The organism is Acinetobacter guerrae, from assembly GCF_009372255.1.
Taxonomy (GTDB): Bacteria; Pseudomonadota; Gammaproteobacteria; order Pseudomonadales; family Moraxellaceae; genus Acinetobacter; species Acinetobacter guerrae.
Genome location: NZ_LXGN01000005.1, coordinates 217,961 through 244,020 on the forward strand (window position 1 = coordinate 217,961; position 26,060 = coordinate 244,020).

Sequence of the window (26,060 nt, forward strand, 5' to 3'; positions counted from 1 at the left end):
TTGATAAGGTTTTTTCATTTATACATACCCAGATAAAGCCGTTTAGCCTATTATAACAATCAGTTTTTCATTGCCAATATTTTTTCATATATGACTTCTTCAGATACCTTAGATCTTAGTTTAGAGCTTCTTCGTCAGCCTTCTGTCACTCCGATTGATCATAATTGTCAAAATATTATGGCCGACCGTCTTGCTCAAGCGGGTTTCCAAATCGAACATATGCGTTTTGAAGATGTTGATAATTTATGGGCACGTCGTGGCACACAAGCGCCCGTCTTCTGTTTTGCAGGTCATACAGATGTTGTGCCAACGGGTAACTTACAAGCTTGGGAAACAGATCCCTTTCAACCCCAAATTCGTGATGGAAAACTTTATGGACGTGGTGCGGCAGACATGAAAACTGCTTTAGCGGCAATGGTGATAGCCACTGAGCGTTTTGTAAAAAAACATCCAGATCATAAAGGTTCAATTGCTTATCTGATTACTTCTGATGAAGAAGGCCCTTCCATTAATGGAACGGTTAAAGTAATTGAAACACTTGAAGCGCGTCATGAGAAAATAACATGGTGCTTAGTGGGTGAACCCTCAAGTACGCATCAATTAGGCGATATTATCAAAAATGGGCGTCGGGGGTCACTCAATGCCATTTTAACAGTTCAAGGCAAACAAGGTCATGTAGCTTATCCGCATCTGGCTCGTAATCCTATTCATTTAGCTGCCGCTGCTATTCATGAACTGTGTGAAACTGTCTGGGACGAAGGTAATCAATATTTTCCAGCGACCACTTTCCAAATCTCTAATATTCATTCAGGAACAGGAGCAACTAATGTTGTACCTGGCACACTTGAAGTTACCTTTAATTTTAGATATTCCACAGAAGTTACAGCAGACGTTTTAAAGCAGCGTGTTACAGATTTGCTTAATCGACACGGGCTTGAATATAGCATCGACTGGACATTATCGGGTTTACCCTTCTTAACCCCAGTTGGAGAATTGGTCAATGCTGCGAAGCATGCAATTAAAAAAATCACAGGCACCGAAACTCAGCTCTCTACCACTGGAGGCACCTCAGATGGACGCTTTATTGCTCCAACTGGCGCACAAGTTTTAGAGTTAGGCGTATTAAATGCTTCAATCCATCAGATCAATGAAAATGTGAATGTCTCAGATTTAGAACCCTTGGCTGAGATTTATGAAGAAATGCTGATACAACTCCTCACCTAATCCAACCTAATGATAAAAATGCACTCTTTTGAGTGCTTTTTTATCGTATATAGCAAATACAAATAAAAAAAAGCAGCTCGAAAGCTGCTCTTTTTACTGTCAAAGACTCAGATTATTGAGCTTGTTGACCAGGTTGAGCTACTACGGTACGGCTACCAGTAATTGTAGCAAATACACGACGGTTCATTGCACGACCTTCTTTAGTGCTGTTGTCAGCAATCGGTTGATCCCATGCAAAACCTTGAGTAGATAAACGAGATGCATCGATGTTGTATTCGTTTACAAGAGCTGATTTAACAGAGTTAGCACGAGCTAAAGATAAACGTTCGTTCAACTTACGAGGACCAGTATTATCTGTGTGACCATCAATACGTGCAGTTGCGTTAGGGTATTCAACTAACTTCTCAGCAACTTTAGCAATTTCTGGTTTGTATTGGTCTTTGATATTTGATTTGTTAGTATCAAAGAACACACGAAGTTCCATGTTAAGATCTTCAGTCAACTCTTGAGGTTGAGGCTGAACTGGAACTGGCTCAACTGGAGCAACTTCAACAACTGGCGCAGCTGGTTTCAAATGACCACCAAGAACTACGTTTAAACCAGCAAGAGCAGTATAGCTCCAGAATTTTTCGTCAAAGTCATAAGTACCACGAGCTTCAGTACGAAGTGACAATGCATCATTTAGACGCCAGAAAGCACCTACACCAGCGTTACCGATAGTGTCTTTCTTATCAGCTAAACCATCCATTTCGTATTTTGCTTGACCAGCACCAAGTAATACGTAAGGCTTGATTTTGCTATCGTAGTTTTTAGTAATAAGGTCAGAAGTAGCGTAGAAGTTACCAACAATGTTTTGTTGTTTGTATTCTGCACCAGGATTACCAGGAATACCGTCAAGATCACCCTTAACTTGAGAGTATTCAGCTTCAAAACCTAACCAAGGAGTTAACTCTACACCCAATCCAGCACCAACGAATAAATCGTCTTGTAGTTCAGGACCAGCAGTAAGCTTGTCATTGTTGTGGTCTGTATCATACCAAGTATAACCCAACAATAACGGAGTAACGGTTACGCCAGCATTTGCAGCAGCGAATGGTGCAGCAACAAGCATAGTAGCAAGTGCAATACGACTCAATTTCATGGATATCCTCCAGAGATAAACAAATTGTTTGTTGTTCAAGCTCAGCCTAAAATTTTTATGGCCCTGAGATAACTTTTTATATACCCCAGTATTATTTTTAAGCTACTCACGTTGAATCATACAAACACTTAAACTGATTTCCAAGTGCTTGATAACTTTAATCAAGTAAATTATTGACAAAATTACTTACAATTTCCGTTGTAATTAGGTAACTTTCTACTCAATTTATTATTGTGAATAGCTTATCTTCACGCTTTCTTTATTTTAACAGCATTCAAACGCTTAAAGTAATAAATATTTCAACTCAAACTTTTTTTCAATCTTTTTTGCTTAATCTGCTGTTAAAAAACAAAAAAAGTTACATAAGACGGACGTATCTTTAACATGAAAAACAAAAATATTGGCTTTTCGTTAATGGAAATAAGTATTGTATTAACGATCATGGCAGTCATTGCTTCTTTTGCTATCCCATCCTACCATCAGTACATGGCTTCACAAGAGGCAAAAAAAGTACCTCAAATACTCACACTTCATATACAAAAAGCCAAGCATGAATCTTTGCTCTCCAAGCAAAACATTATTTTATGTGCAAGCAGTACATTTAAGGAGTGCGATAATAATTGGACGAATGGTTATATTTTGTTTGTCGATCAAAATAAGAATCGCAACTATGATCCGAATGAAACGGTATTAGCTGTAGAACCCTTACAGTTAAAGTACGGTTCATTATCTTGGCAAGGATTTGGTAATAAAAAAATCATTTTTGAAAGTACTTCAGGGCTTCCCTTAGCTTCAAATGGCACTTTTCGTTATTGTTCAGCGCAATACTCTCATCATCGCAAGCTTACACTCAGTAGAATGGGACATGCGCGTAATGAATCTTTAAAGACTTGCTAGGAAAACTGATCAGTCGAAGTTGTGGTCTTTTAAGTCACTTTTATCAATCCATTTTTTTATTATACTGCTTTAAAAATGTAATTCTTAAGTAATTTCAGGAGAAATGATTGTGACCGATATTGTTATTGTGAATGGTGCACGCACAGCAATGGGCGGTTTTCAAGGTGCTTTGTCGTCTTCTACCGCGCCTGAACTTGGTGCAGTGACCATCCGTGAAGCAGTCCAACGAGCAGGCTTAGCGCCTACTGATGTTGAAGAAGTGATTATGGGCTGCGTGTTGCCTGCGGGTCTTAAGCAAGGCCCTGCCCGTCAAGCGATGCGTAAAGCAGGTCTACCCGATTCTACTGGTGCTGTGACTATTAACAAGCTATGTGGTTCTGGAATGAAAGCCGTAATGCAAGCCACAGACATGATTAAGGCTGGTAGTGCAGGTATTGTCGTTGCTGGCGGTATGGAATCGATGACCAATGCACCTTATATTTTACCCAAAGCTCGTGCAGGTTATCGTATGGGCCACGGCGAAATTAAAGATCATATGTTTTTTGACGGTCTTGAAGATGCGGAAACTGGTCGTTTAATGGGTTCTTTTGCTCAGGATATGGCAAATACTCGTGGTTATACTCGTGAACAAATGGACGAGTTTGCCATCCGTTCGCTTAAGCGCGCTCAAACAGCGATTACATCAGGCTATTTTAAAGATGAAATCGTATCTGTGACTGTTTCATCACGTAAAGGCGACGTTATTATTGATCAGGATGAGCAACCTTTAAATGCCAAAATTGACAAGATTGCTTCTTTAAAACCCGCTTTTGCTAAAGACGGTACAATTACAGCAGCCAATGCAAGTTCAATTTCGGATGGTGCTTCAGCCTTAGTTTTAACTTCTAGCGAGATTGCAGCACAACGTGGTTTACAACCATTAGCCAAAATAGTAGCCACTGCATCAAACTCTCAACACCCATCAGAGTTCACAATTGCACCTGTTGGTGCGATTGACAAAGTCCTGAAAAAAGCAGGCTGGGATGCTCAGGACGTTGATCTGTGGGAAATCAATGAAGCATTTGCAATGGTTACCATGTGTGCAATTGATGATTTCAAACTTGACCCTGAAAAAGTTAATATCAATGGTGGTGCTTGTGCTTTAGGACATCCGGTTGGTTCAACGGGCTCACGTATTATTTTGACATTGATTCATGCTTTAAAACGCACAGGTGGCAAAAAGGGCGTTGCTGCCTTATGTATTGGCGGTGGTGAAGCAACCGCAGTAGCCATTGAACTACTTTAAAATTATTAAACTTATACTTAATCCCGTCGCTTTGGCGGGATTTTCTATGCTAAATAGATACAAAATTAGACTGTATTTTATTTAACTCTAAATTAAAGTGATGAAGTAACAATAAAAATAATCAGGACAATTATTATGCAACTTAATCATTACCTCAACTTCAATGGTGAAACCGAATCAGCATTTAACTTTTATCAGTCTGTTTTTGGTGGTGAGTTTTCCATGTTGACCCGATATAAAGATCTCCCAACAGAAGATGGTGTATTTTTATCGGAATCACAAAGAAGTCTGATATTGCATGTCTCACTACCTATTAATGAGTTTACCGTCCTGATGGGTTCAGATGTACATGAACAGTTTTGCAGCCCTGCAAATGCTGTATTAAATAAAGGTAATAATCACTATATTTCAATTAACTTGGAACATGATGAAACAGAAACCCGTCGTCTATTTAATCTTTTATCGATGGGAGGCTTAGTCGAAATGCCGCTACAAAAAACCTTTTGGGGAGCATTATATGGTGCTTTTACTGATCAGTTTGGAATTAAGTGGATGGTCAATTGTCAGCTAGAAAATGAGTAAAAGTTTTCTTTTTATGTATTACTCAATTCAAATTTCAATAAGAGGTCTTTGATAGCTCCTACTCAATAAAGCCTTTTTTGCCTCTTCAACCCCCTCTTATTTCTCACAACTAAAAAACAAAAATAATAAAGCTTAAATTAAACTTAAATTAAAAGTGTAAAAAACAATCTATTCTTCAATTTATTGGACATTAAAAATACAAATAGAAATTTTTATTCTAATAAAAAACCAAAAATCTTTGACTATCGCGTCTACTTTTTTAGAAAAAAAGACAATTTTCAAATTTGATAAAATTAATTAAGTTATTAATATATATAAATTTATTAATAATTTTAATTTTAAATACCTCTTAAAAAATAGTATCAAATAATTACTAACCTTATTTTTTTCACATTTACAGCCTTATAGAGCATTTACTCTTGTTTAAATTGTGTTATTTTTGTTGCATGGAGTGAAGATGAATACAGATACATTAAAACTCATTTCTCCAAAACTAAAAATGTAAATGCTTGGAAATAAGCAATAAATTATTTTGTTGTTCAAGGAAAGATTTAAATGAAATTAAAACATTTAACAACCGCTATGATCTTGGCATCACTACCTGCAACAGGGGCTTTTGCGGCAGCACTCGATCGCTCTGGACAATCAATGTCTGCTTTTTTGCAACCAGGTAATTATTTTGAGGCAGGCATCTCATTTCTAGATCCAAATGTCTCAGGTCAAGAAGCTGGCACCAGTGAAACTCGACGCAACATTGGCGACATGGCTGAAGATTATTACTTTCCAAATGGTGCCATCAAACTACAATTAACAGATAATTTTTCTTTTGGTCTTCTTTATGATCAACCTTTTGGAGCAAAGGCAGAATATTCAGGGAGTAACGTATTTGTATCTAATCCTGCAACAGATACGATCTTGCCGGCAGAACGTTTAAATGCAATCCGTGATAATACAATTAACACAACATTTAATGCATTGAGTTCAGAACAACGAGTAGGCCTAGCTCTACAGGCACAAGGTGTTGATCTTTCGACTCAACAAGGTCAGGCCGTCTATCAGCAAACACTTAATGCCTACAACAATGTTCCAGCTGTAAAAACTCAAATCGATACAGGTGTAAAGCAAGGTATTACAGATAAAGTCAATGCGGGTATTGATGCTGTAAACAATACCTTGGGTAAAGGCAATACCAAAGTTGAAGTAGATACTCAAAATTTATCAATGGTTTTTGGTTTCCAACCGAATCAAAACTGGAACATCTATGGTGGCCCAGTTTATCAAACCGTTAAAGGAAATGTCAGCCTACGTGGTCAAGCTTACAGTCTTTACAATGGTTACGATGCAAATATTAAAGAAACGAGTGGTGTGGGCTGGTTAGCAGGTTTAGCATTTCAAATTCCAGAAATTGCTTTAAAAGCATCGTTAACTTATCGTTCTGAAATTGATCACGACGTCAACATTAACGAAAATATTCCGACCTTACCGGCACTTGCACTATTAGGAGCTAGCGGTGCTGCAGCAGCTCAAAACATTGCAGCGGCGTCTGGTAAAACTAAAATTACAACCCCGCAATCTGTTAACCTTGATTTCCAGACTGGTATCATGGCAAATACAGTTGCGTTTGCAAATGTACGCTGGGTGAACTGGAAAGATTTCTCAATTCAGCCATATAAATTTGGTTTAATCTCAGAAGCGATTGGGCCTTTAGTAAATCGTCCAAATGGTTTCAATCTGGTTCAATATTCTGATGATCAATGGTCTGCAAATGTCGGTGTGGGTCGTAAACTAACTGAGAAATGGGCAGGGAATGTTTCTGTTGGTTGGGATTCTGGCTCAGGTAATCCAGTTACGACTCTAGGCCCAACTGAGGGTTACTGGAACGTTGGTTTAGGCGTTCAGTTTAGTCCAGCGCCTAATTACTTTATTGCAGGCGGTGTAAAATATTTCTGGTTGGGTGATGCTAAAGCTCAAACAGGTGCTCAAGCTGGTGGTGGTGAATATGTTGCAGAATTTAAAGACAATGATGCACTTGCTTATGGTTTAAAAATCGGCTATCGCTTCTAAATATTCAGCAAAAATAAAACTTAAAATAAAAGGCGCTTTAAGCGCCTTTTATTTTATAAATTAAATATTTAAGCAGGAATATTACGCTGAGAAACTGAACGGATTGCTTCTTTTAATGCAGCATAGCCATGAATCGCTGGAAATTGAGGGAATTCAGCAATCACGTTGTCAGGTGCATCAAATAAGAAACCATGATCCGCCTCTCCTAACATGGTTGTATCATTATAAGAATCGCCCGCTGCGATCACACGAAAATTCAAACCATGTAAAGCTTTAACTGCTTCACGTTTTTGATCTGGTTGACGAAGTTTATAAGCAGTGATCATGCCTTTTTCATCTGTCTCTAACTTGTGACAGAATATGGTTGGCCAACCTAATTGTTGCATTAGTGGATGTGCAAATTCATAAAATGTATCTGACAGAATGATCAACTGAAAATGTGTACGCACCCATTCAACAAACTCTTTCGCCCCCGGTAATGGCCCCATATCTGCGATTACAGCTTGAATATCGTTTAAACCTAAACCATGCTGTTTTAAAATATTTAAACGCTGTGTCATTAATACATCATAATCTGGAATATCGCGTGTGGTGGCTTCAAGCTCTTTGATCCCCGTTTTTTTTGCGAAATTAATCCAGATTTCAGGAACCAAAACACCTTCCAAGTCTAAACAAACGATTTCCATACTCACTCCAGCAGATTTTTAAATTTGCATTAGTTTAACATGTAGATTTTCCATCACACATGATCTTTTAGGTTCAAATTGAATGATTATTCAGGTTGACGCTGCGAAATAGATTATAATAATCTGCGAAATGAGTTGATATCTAATAAGGTAACACGAGAATGAGTTTAGATTTAGATCGTATCAATGCAGAGTTAGGCAATGATGCTGAAAAGTTGATTGAATGGGCACTGAGCCTAAATGAAAAAGCCATTGTCACCACCAATTTTCGTCCGTTTGAAGCGGTGATTTTGCATATGCTCACACGTGTTAAACCAGACATCCAAGTCGTATGGATGGATAATGGCTACAACACCGAAACAACCTATAAATATGTTGATGAAATTACTCAATTACTCAACCTAAATCTACTCACCTATCTACCGAAACGTTCTCGTGCCCATCGTGAAGCTTTGGAGGGAACAGTACCTGCACTGGATGATCCAAAGCATGAAGCATTTACTGCTGAAGTTAAATTAGAACCATTTGAACGTGCGCTACGTGAAACTGCACCTAAAGTTTGGTTCACTGCATTACGTGCAACAGATACCGCAGTTCGCGCCGAGATGGATGCGGTCAGCATCAATCCTGATGGTCTTATAAAAGTTGCTCCTTTACTTAAATGGACAGCGAAAGACCTTTGGGAATATATGCAAAAGCATAATCTGCCTGATAATGAGGATTATTTTGATCCGACCAAAGGTGAAGAACACCGTGAATGCGGTTTGCACCTCAGTCACTAATTTGACAACAACAATACTTCACACCTCGAAACAGTCATTCAAATGGCTGTTTTTTTGCAACATAATGAAATTAAAAATAAATTTTTATTTTTTGTGTCAATAAAAAGTCTATTAAATAACATCTAAAATTATAAAAAAAGATAGATTTTTTTATAACCCTGCCATTTCTCACATTTTATTGGCTTTATGCACATTTTTGCTTATATACTAGTCATACACTTATATTAGACATGTGTTCTATAATTCTAAAAACGTAGCTCATCAAGGGTTATTGATATAATTGCAGTGAGGCAATCCAAGCTATGCGCCCATTACATCCCATCGACTTTATTTTCTTATCACTTGAAAAAAGACAACAACCTATGCACGTAGGTGGCTTATTTTTATTTGAAATTCCAGAAAATGCGCCAGACACATTTATGCAAGATCTGGTCGATGATATTCGTAAATCTAAATCAATTCCTGTTCCACCATTTAATAATCGCTTAAGCGGTCTTTTTTGGGATGAAGATGAGGAGTTTGATCTGGATCATCATTTTCGGCATGTTTCTTTACCTCAACCGGGACGGATCCGCGAGTTATTAGTTTATTTTTCTCAAGAACATAGTACGCTTATAGATCGTGCGAAACCACTCTGGACGTGTAATATTATTGAAGGGATTGAAGGTAATCGTTTTGCCATGTACTTCAAAATTCATCATGCAATGGTGGATGGCGTTGCAGGTATGCGTTTAATTGAGAAATCTCTATCTCATGATCCAACTGAAAAAAGTATCGTTCCACCGTGGTGCGTTGAGGGAAAACGAGCAAAACGTTTAAAAGAGCCTAAAACAAGTCGCATTAAAAAAATTATGACTGGTTTTAAAGGACAATTGGAAGCTGCACCACGTGTTATGCAAGAACTATCTCAAACGTTATTGAAAGACTTTGGTCGCAATCCAGATTATGTTTCAAGTTTTCAGGCACCTAGCTCAATGCTGAATCAGCGAGTGAGTTCTTCGCGACGTTTTGCTGCGCAATCGTTTGAATTGGATCGCTTTCGCAATATTGCCAAAGCACTCGATGTCACTATCAATGACATTGTTTTAGCTGTTTGTTCTGGTGCTTTACGTGAATATCTTATTAGTCATCAAAATTTGCCAAATAAACCTTTAATTGCAATGGTTCCTGCTTCATTACGCAGTGATGATTCTGATGTAAGCAATCGTATTACCATGATTTTGGCAAATTTGGCGACACATAAGGATGACCCTTTAGAGCGCCTTGAGATCATTCGTCGTAGCGTCCAAAATGCTAAACAACGCTTTAAACGTATGACCAGTGATCAGATTTTAAATTATAGTGCTGTGGTATACGGTCCTGCTGGACTCAATATCCTCTCAGGTATGATGCCAAAGCATCAGGCGTTTAATCTGGTCATTTCCAATGTTCCTGGCCCACGTGAACCACTTTACTGGAATGGTGCCAAATTGGATGCACTTTACCCTGCTTCTATTGTCCTTGATGGACAGGCGCTGAACATCACCATGACCAGTTATCTTGATAAACTTGAGGTCGGCTTAACCGCTTGTCGTAACGCGCTGCCGCGTATGCAAAATTTATTGACGCATCTAGAAGATGAAATTCTTCGTTTTGAACAACTGATTGCAGAAAAAGAAAGTATGCAACAACGGGAAAAAGAAATGACGGCAACGGGATAATTTTATAGAAAACCGAATAAGATAAGGGGCTTATAGACGCCCCTTATTTATTTTTTAATAGTACGACATTGTTTGAGTAATTGATGACACACTGAGCGAATCATCGCGGTGGTAATTTGTACTTCTTTACCTTGATCGTCCACCATATAACATGTATTTACAACATGGCTGCTGTCTATCACATGCTTCAAACCTTGACCAAGTAATCTTTCACTTACATTCATGCTAGAGAACCTCTACTTGCTAAGACTTCTAAAAGGGAGAATTTGTCTTTGGCTACTGGATGTGTCTAGTATTTAAAATTTGCAGGCGAAAGTAAAATTTCAGTTGTAACAAGGATTAAGCGAAATCCTGTTACAATTTCAACTTAAAATGATGTCATATTGCTCTTGCGTATATAAATTTTCGACTTGAAATTTTATGACACGATTCACGAAATGTTCTAAATCCGCGACAGCAGTAGCTTCTGCAGTTAATAACCGATCAATCACTGCTGGATGGGCAACAACAGTAAAGCCACTCTTGGATTCAAAGGCGCGAGTATATCTTAAAATTTCTCGAAATATCTCGTAACACACTGTTTCTGCTGTCTTCACATAACCCCGCCCCTGACAGGTCGGACAGGACTCACAAAGTAAATGCTCAAGAGATTCACGAGTACGCTTACGAGTCATTTCCACTAAACCAAGCTCAGAAACCTGAGTAATCTTGGTCTTGGCATGATCACGCTCCAGCATTTTTTCTAGCTGACGCATGACTTCTTCACGATGTGTTATTTCCTGCATGTCAATAAAATCAATAATAATAATGCCACCCAGATTGCGTAGGCGTAATTGACGTGCAATGACCTGAGTAGATTCCATATTGGTTTTAAAAACCGTGTCTTCCAGACTACGACCACCCACATAAGAGCCTGTATTGACATCAATAGTGGTCATCGCCTCAGTCTGATCAATCATCAAATAACCGCCAGACTTAAGCGCAACCCGAGTCTGTAAGGCTTTTTGAATATCTTCTTCGACATTATATAAATCGAATAATGGACGCTCACCAGGATAATGAATTAGTCGATCTTTGATATTGGGTACAAATTCTTCAATAAACTCAACTAGTTTTGCATGAATCTCACGCGAATCTACATAAACTTTTGAGGTTTCTTCATTGGCTAAGTCTCGGATTACACGTTGTGGTAAAGGTAATTCTTCAAAAATTAGATTTGGAACGACCCCACCTTTTTGCTTACGTTGAATAAACTCCCATAGCTTTGCCAGATAACACATATCTTGCGCAATAGAAGCTTCATCAATACCATCAGCCGCAGTTCGAACAATCACGCTCCCTGGTAAATTGTGTTCTTTTTGGATACGCTCAATCATGCTACGAAGGCGGTCGCGTTCTTCTTCGGACTCAATTCGTTGTGAAACACCAATATGATTTCCATAAGGCATGAGAACCAGATAGCGTGAAGGAATGGACAGATCCGTACTCAGACGCGCACCTTTGGTTCCTAGCATATCTTTCATCACTTGAACCGTGAGAATTTGTCCGGGATGCAAAAGTTCAAAAACATTGGGAGTAGGTTGTGAACGTGGCCAAACCATATCATTGATATGTAAAAATGCTGTACGAGATAATCCAATATCCACAAAGGCGGCCTGCATTCCTGGTAAAACCCGAACGACTTTTCCCGTATAGATATTACCCACCAAGCCACGCTTTACTGTCCGTTCAACAAATAATTCATTGACCGTTCCGTTCTGAATTAATGCCACCCGACACTCCATAGGCGTGACATTAATAAGTAGTTCTTCCGACATACTAAAACTCAAATGTTATAAAAATTCTTGTTCCAGAGTTAAAGGAGATGATGTGTCTAATCAAATAGATGCTCAAAGCCACTATTCTTCCCCTATGACTTTAACTCTTTTTAATAACTGTACTGTCTCGTATAAAGGCAAGCCAACCACATTGCTATAGCTTCCTTCAATTCGAGGAATAAATTGGGCAGCTATTCCCTGTATGGCATATGCACCAGCCTTACCGACAGGCTCCCCTGTTGCCCAATAATTTTCCATATCTGTTTGTGTTAAATGTTGAAATTCAACTCGGGTCTGTACAACTTCACTGAAAAAATCGGTCGCGGTTGCTACACAAATTCCAGAAAAAACATCATGCTGGCGACCTGACAATGCTTTCCAAATTTCAAAAGCATGTGTTTTTGACTCTGGCTTTCCAATGATCTTACCATCAAGTCCCAAGCTAGTATCGGCAGCCAGTATAACCGCATCTGGAAATTTTGTGAGAATCAGTTTGGCTTTTTCTTGCGCCAGTCGCTCAACATAACGAGAAACTGACTCATGTTCCTGTTGTGATTCATCAATATCAGGACAAACAACATCGAACTGCAAACCCAGTTGTTGAAGTAGTTGTTGTCGTCTAAGCGAGCTTGACGCTAAAATCAAATTCGCCATTTATGTAAACAATAATAAATAATGGGCCAACATAAAATACTGCTGATCAATGGCTGCCAATGACGTGCAATGGAAAAGTGAAAACCACCCATAATCAACGCCATCCAGATAAAAAACAAATGGGCAATCAATGCTAATACAACTATCGTCCACAAATTCATAAACGTTAAAATCCGTCTTTCACGGGTAAAATAACGCACAATGAAAGTGATCAACACAAAACTGAGCGCATTAAGCCCCAATGGCGAATCAATCAGCAAATCGGTAAATAATCCAATCGCAAAAGCGAACCAGATACCACACCAAGTAGGTTGACACAATACCCAAAACAGCATAACCATGAACATAATCAATGGTCGCCATCCTGAAACATCATAAGACAATGGATAAACCATCAAAACCGAACTGATCACAATTGAAATAATAATGATGATCAGCGGGTCTTTACGTTTTTCAAACTTTAATTTAGCGATCGGCATAGGGTTGCTCCATCGCTAATGATTCAGAAAACAACACCACAACATGATGTCCACTGGCTAACTGTGCTGCTGGAGTCACATCAATCTCAGAAAACTCACCAGAATTATGTCGGCGTACCTGGGAAACCGTTCCAACCAGATAACCTGCTGGAAAATGCTCACCTAAACCTGAACTATAGACCTTGTCGCCAATTTTCACATTCGCACTGGTTGGGACATATTCCATTTTCAAACGCCCCAGATCACCTGTTCCTGACACGATAGCGCGCATGCCTGTACGTTCTAAACGCACAGAAAGTGAATGTTCTTTATCAGAGAGCAGCATGACTCGTGAACTATGCGGATAGACATTAATAATCTGCCCCATAATCCCCTTATCATCCAGTACAGTTTGACCCACTTTGATCTGATTGGTTGCGCCGCGATTAATAATAATGATATGACGTAATGGATCAGCATCCGTTCCAATCACTTCAGCAATTTCCATACGCCCATCTATAATTAAAGGCGTATCTAAAAGCCCTCTTAAACGGGTATTTTCCGCAGAGAGTTCTGATAACTTTTGTAACCGGACCTGTGCCTGAAGCAATTCAGCCTGCATCGCTGTATTTTCACGACGTAACTGAGTTTCAGACTTGGTTTGTTGGTTTAGCCATTCGCGCGACAGTACTGGATAACTGGCTAGTGCATATATAGGATTATATGCAGCATAGATCACATCCCTCGCAGGCTTAATTACATAAGGCATGCGCCAGTTCACAAATAGCACTACCAGACAAGCAATAACCGCGATAACAAACGAGCGAAAAGATGGCGGTTGTCTTGAAAAAAGATTCGGTTGCACCGCCTCGTCCTTAAAAAGTATTAACCAACAAAAAGCATGTCATGATTCGGATTATCAAAGAACTCAAGCACTTTGCCGCCACCACGTGTGACACAAGTCAGTGGATCTTCTGCAACAACAACAGGTAAACCTGTTTCCTGAGCCAATAATTTGTCCAGATTCCGCAGTAAAGCACCGCCACCTGTCAAGACGATACCGCGCTCAGCAATATCGGAAGATAATTCAGGTGGTGTTTGTTCAAGTGCTGATTTTACTGCACTCACGATGCTTTGTAATGGATCAGAAATGGCTTGCATGACTTCATCTGAAGTGACCGTAATCGAACGAGGCACACCTTCTGCAAGGTTACGACCACGAACTTCAATTTCTAAGGTCTGACCATCAGAAACCGCCATACCCACTTCTTTTTTGATAATTTCAGCCGTCGTTTCACCAATCACACAGCCATGCGCCTTACGCACATAATGAATAATCTGTTCATCGAACACATCACCACCAATACGTAGTGAATCGGCATATACACAGCCTTGTAACGAAATGATGGCAATTTCAGTTGTACCACCACCGACATCAACAACCATTGAACCACAAGCCTGCTCAACTGGCATACCTGCACCAATAGCAGCAGCCATAGGCTCTTCGATTAAGCGCACATCACGCGCACCAGCATTAAATACGGCTTCACGGATGGCACGGCGCTCGACCAGTGTCGATTTACACGGTACACACACCACAACTCGTGGCGCTGGCGGGAATAAGCGTTTTTCATGTACTTTACCAATAAATTGGTTCAACATGGTTTCGGTTACTTCAAAGTCGGCGATTACACCGTCTTTCATTGGGCGAATCGCGGAAATATTGGCTGGCGTACGACCTAACATTTGTTTAGCATCGAGACCTACAGCAGCAACAATTTTCTGCGAACCACTGTGACGAATCGCCACAACGGTCGGTTCATTTAATATAATGCCTCGGCCTGGTGCATAAATAAGTGTATTTGCTGTACCTAAATCAATGGCTAGATCTGGCGAAAACAAGCCAATTAGTCGTTTTAGAATCACGGGTCGTTCTCAGTTAAACTATATATGGACGCAAGTTGGCAACTTTAACTAAATGTGATGCTTTGAACAAGTCAATCGCTTATTATAAGCCATATTATTTGCAAATTTTTAATACAGACTTAGGTGATGTTATGTCTACATCGGATGCACAGCATTCAGATTTAAATGCACAAACCGTATCGCAAATTGCCAATCTTGCTCGATTGTCGCTTAATGATACGCAATCTAGCGACTATGCTCAAAGTCTAAATAAAATTTTAGACATGATGGAAAGCCTAAAAAGCATTGATACTGATGGTGTTGAACCCCTAAAAAGTCCATTTGACAATCCGCAACCTTTACGTGTTGATGTGGTGACTGAAAGTAACCATCGTGATCAATATCAGGCAGTTGCACCTGAAACGCAAGATGGACTTTACTTAGTTCCACGCGTCATTGAATAGTTAAAACAGATGAATCCTCTTTTATTCATCTCCTTATATTTTAGAATTTGACGATAAAGAATTTTTACCTATGACTGATTTACACCGCTTATCCGTTCGTGAACTTTCCGAAGGTCTAAGCCAGACGAAATTTTCTTCACGCGAATTGACTCAACATTATCTTGATCGTATTGCCAAACTTGATGCCCAGATTCAAAGTTATGTGACTGTCACGCCTGAACAAGCACTGGCTGAGGCAGATGCAGCCGATACAGCACTAAAATCAGGCAATGCCACAGTATTAACAGGCATTCCGTTAGCACATAAAGATATTTTTTGTACCCAAGGCATTAAAACTACTGCTGGTTCAAAAATGCTAGATAATTTTATCTCACCTTATGATGCCACCGTGGTCGCTAAAGCCAAAGCTGCGGGTCTTGTGACTTTGGGCAAAGTGAATATGGATGAGTTCGCTATGGGCTCAACCTCAGAAAGCTCCTATTTTGGTGCGACTAAAAATCCGTGGGCCTTAGATCGTGTACCAGGGGGTTCATCGGGCGGTTCAGCGGCGGCAGTTGCGGCTGATCTTGCACCTTTTGCAACAGGAACAGATACAGGCGGCTCAATTCGTCAGCCTGCCTCATTTTGTGGTTTAACGGGTTTAAAACCGACTTATGGACGAGTATCTCGCTTTGGTATGATCGCCTATGCATCATCGCTCGATCAAGGTGGCCCAATGGCACGTTCAGCCGAAGATTGTGCTTACTTGATGAATGTCATGGCAGGTCATGATGCAAAAGATTCAACTTCGGTCGATAAAGAAGTCGATGACTATGTGGCAAACTTAAATGCAACAGCGCTGAAAGGCTTACGCATTGGGATTCCAAAACAATACTTCAATGTGGCAGGCTTAGATGCTAACGTCAAAGCACGTGTTGAAGAATCTTTGAAAAAGCTTGAAGACATGGGGGCGATTTTAGTTGAGATTGACCTCAGCATGACTGAAAGCTATGTGCCTACCTATTATTTGATTGCCCCTGCTGAAGCATCTTCGAACCTATCACGTTATGATGGTGTACGTTATGGCTACCGCTGTGAAAATCCAGTCGATTTGATGGATTTATACAAGCGTTCACGTTCTGAAGGTTTTGGTGCTGAAGTACAACGTCGTATCCTCATCGGGACTTATGCCCTTTCTGCTGGTTATTACGATGCCTATTACGTTAAAGCACAAAAAGTACGTCGTTTGATCCAACAAGACTTCTTAAAAGCATTTGAAACAGTCGATGTGATTGCAGCACCATCTGCACCAACGACTGCGTACAAGATTGGAGCTGATTTAACCCCTGTTGAAATGTATTTGGGCGATATTTATACCCTTGCAGTGAACTTGGCAGGTTTACCCGCGATCAACGCACCTGTGGGTTTAGACAATAACAACTTGCCAGTGGGCTTACAATTGATTGGAAATTATTGGTCAGAATCACAATTGCTCTCAATTGTGCATCAATACCAACAAGATACAAACTTCCACACTCAACGTGCGGCAATTGCTGAGGAGACTGCATAATGAACGATACTTCTAAAGCAGCTCAAAAGTTAAAGCTGATTGACGGTTGGGAAGTCGTAATTGGAATTGAGATTCACACGCAACTTGCAACCCAATCTAAAATTTTCTCAGGTTCATCGACTGAATTTGGTCAAGACCCAAATACACAAGCGAGTCTTGTCGATTTGGCTATGCCAGGCGTGCTGCCAGTGCTGAATGCCGAAGTGGTGAATCTTGCCATTCGTTTTGGTTTGGGCATTGATGCCTATATCGATCAAGCTTCAGTCTTTGCGCGTAAAAACTACTTTTACCCAGACTCCCCTAAAGGCTATCAGATTAGCCAGATGGACAATCCAATTGTTGGCTTGGGTCATATCGATATTCAGCTTGAAGATGGTGAAGTTAAGCGTATTGGCGTGACACGTGCGCATCTTGAAGAAGATGCCGGCAAGTCAATACATGACCAGTTTGAAGGTCAGTCGGGAATTGACTTAAACCGCGCTGGTACACCATTACTCGAAATTGTATCTGAACCAGATATGCGTTCAGTTGATGAAGCAGTCGCATATATTAAATCGATTCATACGCTTGTACGTTGGCTTGGTATTTCGGATGGCAACATGGCGGAAGGTTCGTTCCGTGCGGACTGTAATGTGTCACTGCGTCGTCCGGGTCAGCCGTTTGGAACACGTTGTGAGTTGAAAAACCTCAACTCATTCCGTTTCATTGAGCAAGCGATCAATGTTGAAATTGAACGCCAAATGGAAATTTTGGAATACGGCGGTTCGATTGATCAGGAAACCCGTTTGTTTGATCCAAACAAAATGGAAACCCGTTCAATGCGTTCTAAAGAAGAAGCAAACGATTACCGCTACTTCCCAGATCCAGATTTGTTGCCTGTGATTATCGCCGATGAGCAAATTGAAGCCATTAAGGCCACCATGCCAGAATTACCTGCTGCACGTCGTGAGCGTTTTATCGCTGATTTTGCTGTGACTGAATATGATGCGCATGTGCTCACGCTTTCACGCGAAATGGCAGATTTCTATGAAGCAGTGGTTGCAGCTTCTGGCGGTGCTGCACAAGGTAAGATTGCAGCAAACTGGGTGATGGGTGAATTCTCGGGCGCTTTAAACAAAGCGGGATTAGAATTGGCTGAATCTCCTGTATCCGCTGAGCAATTGGGCGGCATGATTGCGCGTATTGTGGATAACACCATTAATGGCAAAATCGCGAAGCAAGTATTTGGCTTTATGTGGGAAGCAGAAGGTAAATCTGCCGATGACATTATTAGCGAAAAAGGCTTAAAGCAAGAAACCGATACAGGTGCGATTGAAGCGATTATCAAAGACGTACTTGCAGCCAATGAAAAAATGGTTGAAGAGTACAAGTCTGGTAAGGAAAAAGCCTTTAACGGTCTTGTTGGTCAAGTCATGAAAGCTGCAAAAGGTAAAGCCAACCCAGCCCAAGTGAATGAATTGATGAAGAAATTGATTGGTTAGGCTGATCTAATTTCAAAAGAAAACCCGCTTTAGAGCGGGTTTTTTTATTAAGAGAATTTCTTCATACTATCTCTAAGAATTTCCAAAAATATATGATTGCGATTTTTTGCATCATTTACGATTGCATCAAAAGACATAATAAAAGTTGGTGTAGGTACTAAATGACCATTTGATTTTTCTGTTTTAAACTCTTGATAGAAAACTTTACCTCTAGAATATAATGGAGACCAATTTTGCTGACGTAATCCGATTGCCATCTCATCATTCACTTGAATCACAGCATAGAACCAAACTCTTTGGATTTTCGGACAAAATTCTACTAGTTTCCTAGCACGTTTCATCAGCTGATTAACAGCATATTGATTTTCTTTTTCATCATCAGTTTTCTTCTTGATTTCAACGACCACAACATCAACCGCTTCTACGTCTAATGGATCAGCTGAGAAGATCATTGTTATATCTGGACGTCCATTATCATTTACTTTTTCGTCATCTAAACGAATAGCATTTATAACCTTGTCCATTCTTTTTTCACTAAGAATAGTTCTAAACACCATGAACTTATCATCTAAAAGCCAAGCATTATTTTGATAGACATTTGAGCTAACGTCATTTCCACAATACTCACTAAATTTTGGCACAATGAGATCATGAATTTCAGATTCTTTATTTTCTTCTGAAAATTCTGTCATTTTATCAATTATTTTTTCACGATATAAAATGTACTCCGTTAAAGTTCTTGATGATAACTCTAAAGCTTTTTCATAATTTCTATCACTCAAATGTTCACTCTGTAAAACTTCTTTCTGTTTTTGAAAAAACTTTTGTTGCGCAGTATTAAGAGCAGAATCTTTATCTATAAGACCTATTGTATCTGTCTCAAAAAAACCTAAAAGATGGGGAAACTTAGCTTCAAACTCTTTTTGAGTATTCTTATTAAGTTCATTAATATGAGGAATTTTTTCAGATAAAATTTTACCTATTTCCCCTCTAAGAATTTGATATAGTTTTTTTTCATCAATATGATCAGGAAAAATTATTTTTTGACGAGAGCTATCTGAATGTGAATTAAATAATTCTGACTCGAATAGAAATATACAATGATGATCAGAAGGAAATGAAGAGGGAGGGATTAAATTATTGATAGGAATTGTGCGCCCATCAATACTGAATGCTACTAATGAAGTACCCTTAGCTTTAGCATCTAAGTTTACGTGGTAATAAATTTTAATATCTGAGTGAAGATCCAGTCCATGATCTTCAACAATAAGCTCACTCATTCGAGGTAAATCATCTGCAGTTATTATCTCCTCATGAGAGAAAAATCCTCTCTCAAAATTTTTATCTTGCGTATTTAATTTTACAGTAATTCTGAAATCTCTTTTTTGGTTTTTGAACGAAATCAAAGTAGGTAAAAAATGATTTATTATTTCTGACTTTAATACTGAAGGTCTTAAGTCATCATAAGATTTAATTTTTTTATTTGAAAAACCAGTAAAAAATAGTGTTGTTTTATTTTCTTGAGAAAAGTTTAAAGTTGTTAAAGTTGATGCACCATCAAAACCATCTTTAAAAATAAATTCTCTTCGAAATTTATCCCATGTACTAACAATTTCTACTTTCTTGAAGTATTTCAAAAAAACTAAACGACCTAATCCCTTATGTAGATCATCACGAGGTTTCAATAGAGTTTTAAATCTAATAAAATTTTCTTCATTAAATCCTATTCCATTATCTATAATTTTTATACTCAATCTTTCAGCTGATTTAAATAATGGTATATCCACTTCAACTTGAACTTCAGTTGCATCAGCATCTAAAGAATTAGCAAGTGCTTCAAAGTAAATCAATTGTAAGGAGGAGTTGTGGAAAAACAATCTAATGGCACTACTTGTTTCGATTTCCATAAACAATTTCTCCATAAAGTTAAAAAGCTATCACTAAGTTTTTTATAATAATTCAATATTGACAAAATTATCATATGTTAAAATTTGGAACGATAATCTATGACGCTTAATTTTTTCAGATATAGATATTACCAACCTATTTTTAAAACTAAGTGATTACATCAAAGATGCTTTTAGAAGACAATGCCAACAGAATAGAAACCACATCAATCCATAAAAAAACCTAAGCTATTGAATATTAAACATAAAAATCCTCTGTTTTTTACAATCACTCCCCTCTTAACACACCCAACTTACCCAAGACATCAGGCGTCAAAAACGTCATCGCAATCTTATTTAAATCAATATAACGAAGCGTTCCTTGTAACTGCTGATTCACCGCAGGGTCTTTAATAATGCTTTCCCCTGCATCACGCCCTAACTGCTGAAAACTCTGTCCAACCGCCTGCAATCCTTCAGTCTGAATCACCGCTTTGGTCTGTGCCGAACATTGTTCAACAATGATTCGCTGTAAAACTTGAGCAAGTTTCTGATCAAGCTGATCTTTTTGTGTAGGCGTAATATTACTAAACGCTTTTAAATCTGGATGTACCGATAATGCTGCATAAGTCCACTGTAATACAGTCGTTTTATCTGTAGCAGTCGTCGATTTGACCAAACAATCACTCAATTGATCGACAGCGGGACCAGCACTCGCGATTTGAGTTCCACCCAAACTACTTAACAGAACAAGTGAAGTTCCAAGAATAGAATATTTACGGCGAATCACAGCATATAGGCGAGACATTCATCTAACTCCAATCAACAATTTCCTATTTCTATCATAGTTAGATTCCTTGCATCTGTAACTTGGCTGTAAATAAGTGCTTATCCTTGCCCTGCATAATTCCAATCATCTGGAATATTTGGCTGGTGTGGAGCCTGATTTAAATCAATATTTAGATTACGACTGCCTTTATAAGACTTCTCACCCGAATCTGATACAGGTGAGACATCTAAATGGTAGTGATAACGAAATTGCCACAACATCGGTTTTATCGGGCGAATATCCAGACTTAAACCATCCTCATCATGACAATTTCCTTTTGAAGTTGCATAATCCTGTTCTGATAAACAAGCACGAATCATTCGACTAAAACTAAAAGGATAATCTGTGATAAAGCGTTGTGTTTTTCCATGCTCAAGCAACTCATAAAAACTAGCGCGCTCAATGCTCGCGCCCCCACCTGAATACATTTCTGAAAAAGGTGAAATGATCGCAATGGCATAGCGCGTTGGTGTCATTAGAAAAAGTTTAGGGAATATAAATGATGGGTCATCATCATTTGTATCTTCTACAGCAAGCGGAAGCTGCCATTGACCATCAAGCTTTAAACCTGATTGAGATGAATGAAAGACAGCAATGCGATCATTCTTAAGCAACCACAACTTATGATCGGGTGTTTTAAGACTACGTAATTGTTCAGTCTGATCACAAAGTGGTTTTAGTTGTGTACAAATTTGCGTTTGTTCAATTGTATTTAACTGATTTTTCTTAAACTCAAGAATATTTAATGGAGCTGCTGAAGTTGAAATTGTGATAGCACTTGTCAATATTGCCCAAATACATTGTTTTGAAGTTTTATTATTATAATTCATATTTTATACACTCTTTTAGTTCACATTTTCTTGACGCAAGATTTAAGCAACATTCAGTCATATTATCTTTATGACTTTTTTTAGAAAGACAAAATAACGCAATAGCATTCGACTAAAGAGACAAGAGGAATAACTTAAAGCATCAAGGCGGTTATGCTATGGTTGATACACGCTTGATATCAATTTTTATGCTTTTTTTCTTGGCAATAAACACAACAAAAGAGGATTAACGCATGTCCAAACAAATTTTAATGCTCGTCGGCGATTATGCTGAAGATTATGAAACGATGGTCCCTTTTCAATTTCTGACCGGCTTAGGATATATCGTACATGCGGTTTGTCCTGAAAAGAAGGCGGGTGATCATATTGCAACCGCAATTCATGATTTTGAGGGTGATCAAACCTATAGTGAGAAACGTGGCCATAACTTTGCCATTAATTATGATTTTAACGCCGTTAATACACAAGATTATGTCGGGCTTGTGATCCCTGGTGGGCGTGCGCCAGAATATTTACGAATGAATGAACGCGTGGTCGCCATTGTCCGTGAATTTGACAGCGCACAAAAACCGATTGCAGCTGTTTGTCATGGTGCTCAGTTATTGGCCGCAGCAGATGTAATTCGTGGTCGTTTATGCTCAGCTTATCCTGCATGTGCAGCCGAAGTAAAATTGGCGGGTGGTCAATATGCAGATATTGCGGTCACAGAAGCCGTAACCGATGGACATTTCATCACTGCCCCTGCTTGGCCTGCACATCCCGCATGGCTTTCTCAGTTTGTCAAAGTGCTTGGAGCCAAAATTACCCTGTAGAACGGCGATAAGTATCATTGAATATCGCTTTTTCGTTTGAGTTTGGCATATGGCAAATACAACAAACTCAAACGAAGCCTCCTGAGCCTTTGAAAATTATTGAATCTGTTTCAACATATTTTTTGCACCTGCATGATTCTGGTTATGAGCCAAATTTTGTAAAATCCCAATGGCTTTTTCTTTAGAATTGCTAAAACGGCTTTTGTAAGCAGATACATGGGTTAGGCATTTTGCAACCAATACGCCAGATTCAGCATATACATTACTTCCATTGGTATTATACAACTTGCCATAACTATAGGCTTTTTCTGCATTATTGCAGGCAACAATCTGGTTTTTCCCCTTGCTCAAATCTTTACGTGCAGCGACATAGTATTTTAATTGTTCTGATTGAGGTGTTTCCGTCACTTTTTCTGGTGTCTTGGTTGAAGCGATTGGTGCAGGCTTCGTCTCTTTTTTTGCATCTATTTCTTTTTTAAGATCAGCTTCTTTTTTAGCTTCAATCTCTTTGTCGACCTGATGTTTCATATTTTTGGTCGAAGACAGGTTAATCACTGCTTTTTTAGGTGAAATAGCAGAAACAGGATTGGCTTTACTATAAAAAGTTTTACTTTCTTCAAGCGTCATTATTCGAGTTTGTAAACTCACGACACTGGTTGCATTTTGATCTAGACTTTTACGTTGTGCAGTCGGTTCAATCGAAACAATCCAGCTTTTTTCAGTCCCATAATCACATTGATAAGCTCCTATTCCCTGCTTCACATTTGGATGAGATGCCAATATTTTTTTAGTTGAATGATCTTTAATTAAACTCAGATTGCTATGACGCAATACAGAAAATTTCCCGCCATTGGCATGACAATATTGACTTAAATATTTCCGTGGATAAAGTGATTCTGGTTCAATATTGGGTTGTTGTTGTCCCCAGTCATAGATATATTCACGTGAAATTCCTGTTGCACCATTCAATTGTTTTTGGTCAATCAAATCTTGAGGAGATGCAAAAAGCTGCATTGAATCAGCATGATTTTTAGGTGTAGATGCACATCCGTGCAACAACAATACATTCAACCCGATCCATATCCATAATTTAGATTTCACGTTACTTTTTCTCAGTTCTTTTTTTATCGCTAAAATATAGCAAAAAATATAATTAAATAAATCTAATGATTTGATTTTTATTAAAATATAAGTAAAACCAAATTTGATGACGTATTCAAAATTGGGACTAAAATGCCAACCTTTTTCTATTCATCCCATAAACAATGAAATATGTATCACTCAGATAGATGAAGTTTTTATAGAAGTAATTGATCGTGTAGTAAGTTTATTCGCTTTAATGCGACTTGTAATGATCGATTGTTTGAATCCTACATAACAGATGAGTTACTTAAGCACTGTCATATTGCGGGCTAATTTCACCCTTTCACTTAAACCTTATTACTTACCATACGAAGCTTGAAGTAAGGATAAAATATGCTGAACCCGAATATTCATCTGGTCTGCACGGTAGATAGCATAGATCGGTGCAATACACGGTTTTTTGGCTTCAAGTACTTTATAAATAATCTGCTTGTTCCAGAAATCTTGAATCGATGCAGGCACAATAGACAAACCAATGCCTGCCGCAATCAAGTTTAAACTGGAAGTCAAGCGAGGGGCTTCCTGTACCACGTGAGGACTAAATCCAGCTTGATAACAACTTGCCATAATATTATCAAATAAATCCTGCCCGCCTAAACGCCGATAAAGAACAAACTCGTAAGGTTCCAAGTCAGATAACTGAATAACGCTATCAGTTTGAGCTAAACGATGATTATTGGGTAAAGCCACCATTAAGGGCTCATTCAATACATGTTGACTATGCAATTTTCGCTGCATTGGAGCAGGTTTACGTAAAAATACAATATCTAGTTTTTCATTAATGACCGCATCAATTAAGGCACTACTACTTTCTTCTTCCAGATAAATAGAGACTTGAGGAAATTGATCACGAAATGCTCTTAACACCGTAGGCAAAAAGGGATGCAATCCAACAGAATGAGTAAACCCCACATTCAGTTGCCCCTCTTTGCCCTGAGCAATATTTTGAACGCGTCTAGGGATTGACTGTGCATGAGCTAAAATAGTAACCGCCTCTTGATAAAGCACTTTACCTGCTTCTGTCGCTTCCACCCCACGTGGCAATCTTTTTAAGAGCTGCGTATCAAGTTCCTGTTCCAAACTTTGCATCAATCTGGTCAAAGGAGGCTGCTGCATATGCAGCCTAACCGCAGCTTTAGATATATTACTTTCTTCAACCACAGCAACAAAAGCATTCAGTTTATGTACATCAATCATAGCTATACTTTTTGAGTATGTTTCATGCCAAAAATAGCATTGGTAAATATATCATAATCGGCTCATGCTATGCCCATCAGCTTAGACGATAAAAGGTGACGCAGTGAAGATTCAAGCCATGCCAATAGCGAGTGAACAATCGATAACTCCTGATTGCAAGGCTTTATTTAGCGGATTTATGAAGTTGGGTTTGATGGGTTTTGGTGGCGTGTTACCGCTGGCACATCGTATGATTGTGGAGCAACAAAAATGGTTGGATGAAAGCCAATTTACCAACTTACTGGGCATTTGCCAGTTATTGCCTGGTGGCAATATCATTAATATGTCAGTGGCAATTGGCATGCAGTTTCAAGGCATTAAAGGCGCCATCAGTTCGGTATTAGGACTGATTTTTGCTCCAACTGTAATCGTCTTAATGATCTATCAGGTATATGAACATTTTCAATACTTAACGGTAGTAAGACATCTTATTCAAGGATTAGCCGCTGCGGCAGCAGGACTTTTGTTCGCCACAGGCTTTAAAATGCTTCGTCCTATATTAAAAAGCAAACTCACCCTTCTGACGATTACGCTGACATTTATCTTTATGCTGTTATTTAAGCTACCACTGGCGTTGACCCTACTTATTCTACTCACCATTAACTTTTTGATTCTGGGAGTAAAAAAATCATGAT

General features: G+C 38.9%; 25 protein-coding genes. 12 read left to right on the plus strand and 13 right to left on the minus strand.

The window, feature by feature from the left end; all coding sequences use genetic code 11:
- Window positions 1-90: 90 nt before the first annotated feature.
- Entirely contained in the window at window positions 91-1,224 is a 1,134-nt protein-coding gene (gene dapE / locus A7A69_RS04885) for a succinyl-diaminopimelate desuccinylase (protein WP_120370742.1), read from the plus strand.
- A 112-nt stretch (window positions 1,225-1,336) separates the two neighbouring features.
- Here dapE and omp38 read toward each other — a convergent pair whose 3' ends face one another.
- Entirely contained in the window at window positions 1,337-2,365 is a 1,029-nt protein-coding gene (gene omp38 / locus A7A69_RS04890) for an outer membrane protein Omp38 (protein WP_151981289.1), read from the minus strand.
- Between the two features lie 384 nt (window positions 2,366-2,749).
- Between omp38 and A7A69_RS04895 the strand changes: the two genes are divergently transcribed.
- The 4 genes from A7A69_RS04895 to A7A69_RS04910 all read left to right on the plus strand — a co-directional run bounded on the left by A7A69_RS04895 (window position 2,750) and on the right by A7A69_RS04910 (window position 7,193).
- Entirely contained in the window at window positions 2,750-3,262 is a 513-nt protein-coding gene (locus A7A69_RS04895; protein WP_120370740.1) for a GspH/FimT family pseudopilin, read from the plus strand.
- Between the two features lie 109 nt (window positions 3,263-3,371).
- On the plus strand, window positions 3,372-4,547 hold the full coding sequence (locus tag A7A69_RS04900) for an acetyl-CoA C-acyltransferase (protein ID WP_187349168.1): 1,176 nt from the start codon (window positions 3,372-3,374) through the stop codon (window positions 4,545-4,547).
- Between the two features lie 135 nt (window positions 4,548-4,682).
- Window positions 4,683-5,129 carry a VOC family protein gene (locus A7A69_RS04905; protein ID WP_152876451.1) on the plus strand — a complete coding sequence of 149 codons (447 nt, stop codon included), beginning with the start codon at window positions 4,683-4,685 and terminating at the stop codon, window positions 5,127-5,129.
- A 555-nt stretch (window positions 5,130-5,684) separates the two neighbouring features.
- Window positions 5,685-7,193, plus strand: a complete 1,509-nt coding sequence (locus A7A69_RS04910) for an outer membrane protein transport protein (RefSeq protein WP_152876452.1) — start codon at window positions 5,685-5,687, stop codon at window positions 7,191-7,193.
- Window positions 7,194-7,261: 68 nt separating this feature from the next.
- Here A7A69_RS04910 and thrH read toward each other — a convergent pair whose 3' ends face one another.
- The gene (thrH, locus tag A7A69_RS04915) at window positions 7,262-7,879 is read right to left on the minus strand and encodes a bifunctional phosphoserine phosphatase/homoserine phosphotransferase ThrH (protein WP_120370737.1); all 618 of its coding nucleotides are present in this window, start codon (window positions 7,877-7,879) and stop codon (window positions 7,262-7,264) included.
- A 161-nt stretch (window positions 7,880-8,040) separates the two neighbouring features.
- On the opposite strand from thrH, the gene A7A69_RS04920 reads away from it, so the two are divergent.
- Window positions 8,041-8,661: a phosphoadenosine phosphosulfate reductase domain-containing protein gene (locus tag A7A69_RS04920; RefSeq protein ID WP_120370736.1), complete on the plus strand. Its 621-nt coding sequence runs from the start codon at window positions 8,041-8,043 to the stop codon at window positions 8,659-8,661.
- Between the two features lie 302 nt (window positions 8,662-8,963).
- Window positions 8,964-10,361: a WS/DGAT/MGAT family O-acyltransferase gene (locus A7A69_RS04925; RefSeq protein WP_152876453.1), complete on the plus strand. Its 1,398-nt coding sequence runs from the start codon at window positions 8,964-8,966 to the stop codon at window positions 10,359-10,361.
- 47 nt (window positions 10,362-10,408) lie between these two features.
- Here A7A69_RS04925 and A7A69_RS04930 read toward each other — a convergent pair whose 3' ends face one another.
- From A7A69_RS04930 to A7A69_RS04955, 6 genes are all read right to left on the minus strand, one after another.
- On the minus strand, window positions 10,409-10,585 hold the full coding sequence (locus tag A7A69_RS04930; protein WP_120370734.1) for a PA1571 family protein: 177 nt from the start codon (window positions 10,583-10,585) through the stop codon (window positions 10,409-10,411).
- Between the two features lie 138 nt (window positions 10,586-10,723).
- A complete protein-coding gene (rng, locus tag A7A69_RS04935) occupies window positions 10,724-12,178 on the minus strand; it encodes a ribonuclease G (protein ID WP_120370733.1) in 1,455 nt (484 codons plus the stop codon).
- Window positions 12,179-12,259: 81 nt separating this feature from the next.
- Window positions 12,260-12,832 (minus strand): Maf-like protein, encoded by a 573-nt coding sequence (locus A7A69_RS04940; protein WP_152876454.1) that lies wholly within the window; start codon window positions 12,830-12,832, stop codon window positions 12,260-12,262.
- On the minus strand, window positions 12,820-13,311 hold the full coding sequence (mreD, locus tag A7A69_RS04945; protein WP_152876455.1) for a rod shape-determining protein MreD: 492 nt from the start codon (window positions 13,309-13,311) through the stop codon (window positions 12,820-12,822). The genes A7A69_RS04940 and mreD overlap by 13 nt, the downstream gene beginning before the upstream one ends.
- A complete protein-coding gene (mreC, locus tag A7A69_RS04950) occupies window positions 13,298-14,155 on the minus strand; it encodes a rod shape-determining protein MreC (protein ID WP_120370730.1) in 858 nt (285 codons plus the stop codon). The genes mreD and mreC overlap by 14 nt, the downstream gene beginning before the upstream one ends.
- A 20-nt stretch (window positions 14,156-14,175) precedes the next feature.
- On the minus strand, window positions 14,176-15,216 hold the full coding sequence (locus A7A69_RS04955) for a rod shape-determining protein (RefSeq protein ID WP_004992581.1): 1,041 nt from the start codon (window positions 15,214-15,216) through the stop codon (window positions 14,176-14,178).
- Window positions 15,217-15,347: 131 nt separating this feature from the next.
- On the opposite strand from A7A69_RS04955, the gene gatC reads away from it, so the two are divergent.
- The 3 genes from gatC (at window position 15,348) to gatB (ending at window position 18,689) form a co-directional block, all read left to right on the plus strand.
- On the plus strand, window positions 15,348-15,659 hold the full coding sequence (gatC, locus tag A7A69_RS04960; RefSeq protein ID WP_151981134.1) for an Asp-tRNA(Asn)/Glu-tRNA(Gln) amidotransferase subunit GatC: 312 nt from the start codon (window positions 15,348-15,350) through the stop codon (window positions 15,657-15,659).
- Between the two features lie 70 nt (window positions 15,660-15,729).
- The gene (gene gatA / locus A7A69_RS04965; RefSeq protein WP_152876456.1) at window positions 15,730-17,208 is read left to right on the plus strand and encodes an Asp-tRNA(Asn)/Glu-tRNA(Gln) amidotransferase subunit GatA; all 1,479 of its coding nucleotides are present in this window, start codon (window positions 15,730-15,732) and stop codon (window positions 17,206-17,208) included.
- Complete coding sequence (gene gatB / locus A7A69_RS04970) at window positions 17,208-18,689, plus strand: Asp-tRNA(Asn)/Glu-tRNA(Gln) amidotransferase subunit GatB (RefSeq protein ID WP_120370728.1); 1,482 nt, start codon at window positions 17,208-17,210, stop codon at window positions 18,687-18,689. Before gatA ends, gatB begins: the two co-directional genes overlap by 1 nt.
- A 47-nt stretch (window positions 18,690-18,736) precedes the next feature.
- Here the strand turns inward: gatB and A7A69_RS04975 are convergent, their stop codons facing one another.
- The 3 genes from A7A69_RS04975 to A7A69_RS04985 form a co-directional block, all read right to left on the minus strand.
- Entirely contained in the window at window positions 18,737-20,596 is a 1,860-nt protein-coding gene (locus tag A7A69_RS04975; protein ID WP_152876457.1) for an ATP-binding protein, read from the minus strand.
- A 268-nt stretch (window positions 20,597-20,864) separates the two neighbouring features.
- Entirely contained in the window at window positions 20,865-21,383 is a 519-nt protein-coding gene (locus tag A7A69_RS04980) for a hypothetical protein (protein ID WP_152876458.1), read from the minus strand.
- An 80-nt stretch (window positions 21,384-21,463) separates the two neighbouring features.
- Window positions 21,464-22,234, minus strand: coding sequence for a hypothetical protein (locus A7A69_RS04985; RefSeq protein WP_152876459.1), 771 nt, complete (start codon window positions 22,232-22,234; stop codon window positions 21,464-21,466).
- Window positions 22,235-22,467: 233 nt separating this feature from the next.
- Between A7A69_RS04985 and A7A69_RS04990 the strand changes: the two genes are divergently transcribed.
- Window positions 22,468-23,046, plus strand: coding sequence for a DJ-1/PfpI family protein (locus A7A69_RS04990; protein WP_151981141.1), 579 nt, complete (start codon window positions 22,468-22,470; stop codon window positions 23,044-23,046).
- 96 nt (window positions 23,047-23,142) lie between these two features.
- On the opposite strand, the gene A7A69_RS04995 is transcribed toward A7A69_RS04990, so the two are convergent.
- The gene (locus A7A69_RS04995; protein WP_187349169.1) at window positions 23,143-24,147 is read right to left on the minus strand and encodes a hypothetical protein; all 1,005 of its coding nucleotides are present in this window, start codon (window positions 24,145-24,147) and stop codon (window positions 23,143-23,145) included.
- Window positions 24,148-24,486: 339 nt separating this feature from the next.
- Complete coding sequence (locus A7A69_RS05000) at window positions 24,487-25,386, minus strand: LysR family transcriptional regulator (RefSeq protein WP_152876461.1); 900 nt, start codon at window positions 25,384-25,386, stop codon at window positions 24,487-24,489.
- A gap of 103 nt (window positions 25,387-25,489) precedes the next feature.
- Between A7A69_RS05000 and A7A69_RS05005 the strand changes: the two genes are divergently transcribed.
- Window positions 25,490-26,059, plus strand: coding sequence for a chromate transporter (locus A7A69_RS05005; protein WP_034699555.1), 570 nt, complete (start codon window positions 25,490-25,492; stop codon window positions 26,057-26,059).
- The last annotated feature ends 1 nt before the right edge of the window (window position 26,060 follow it).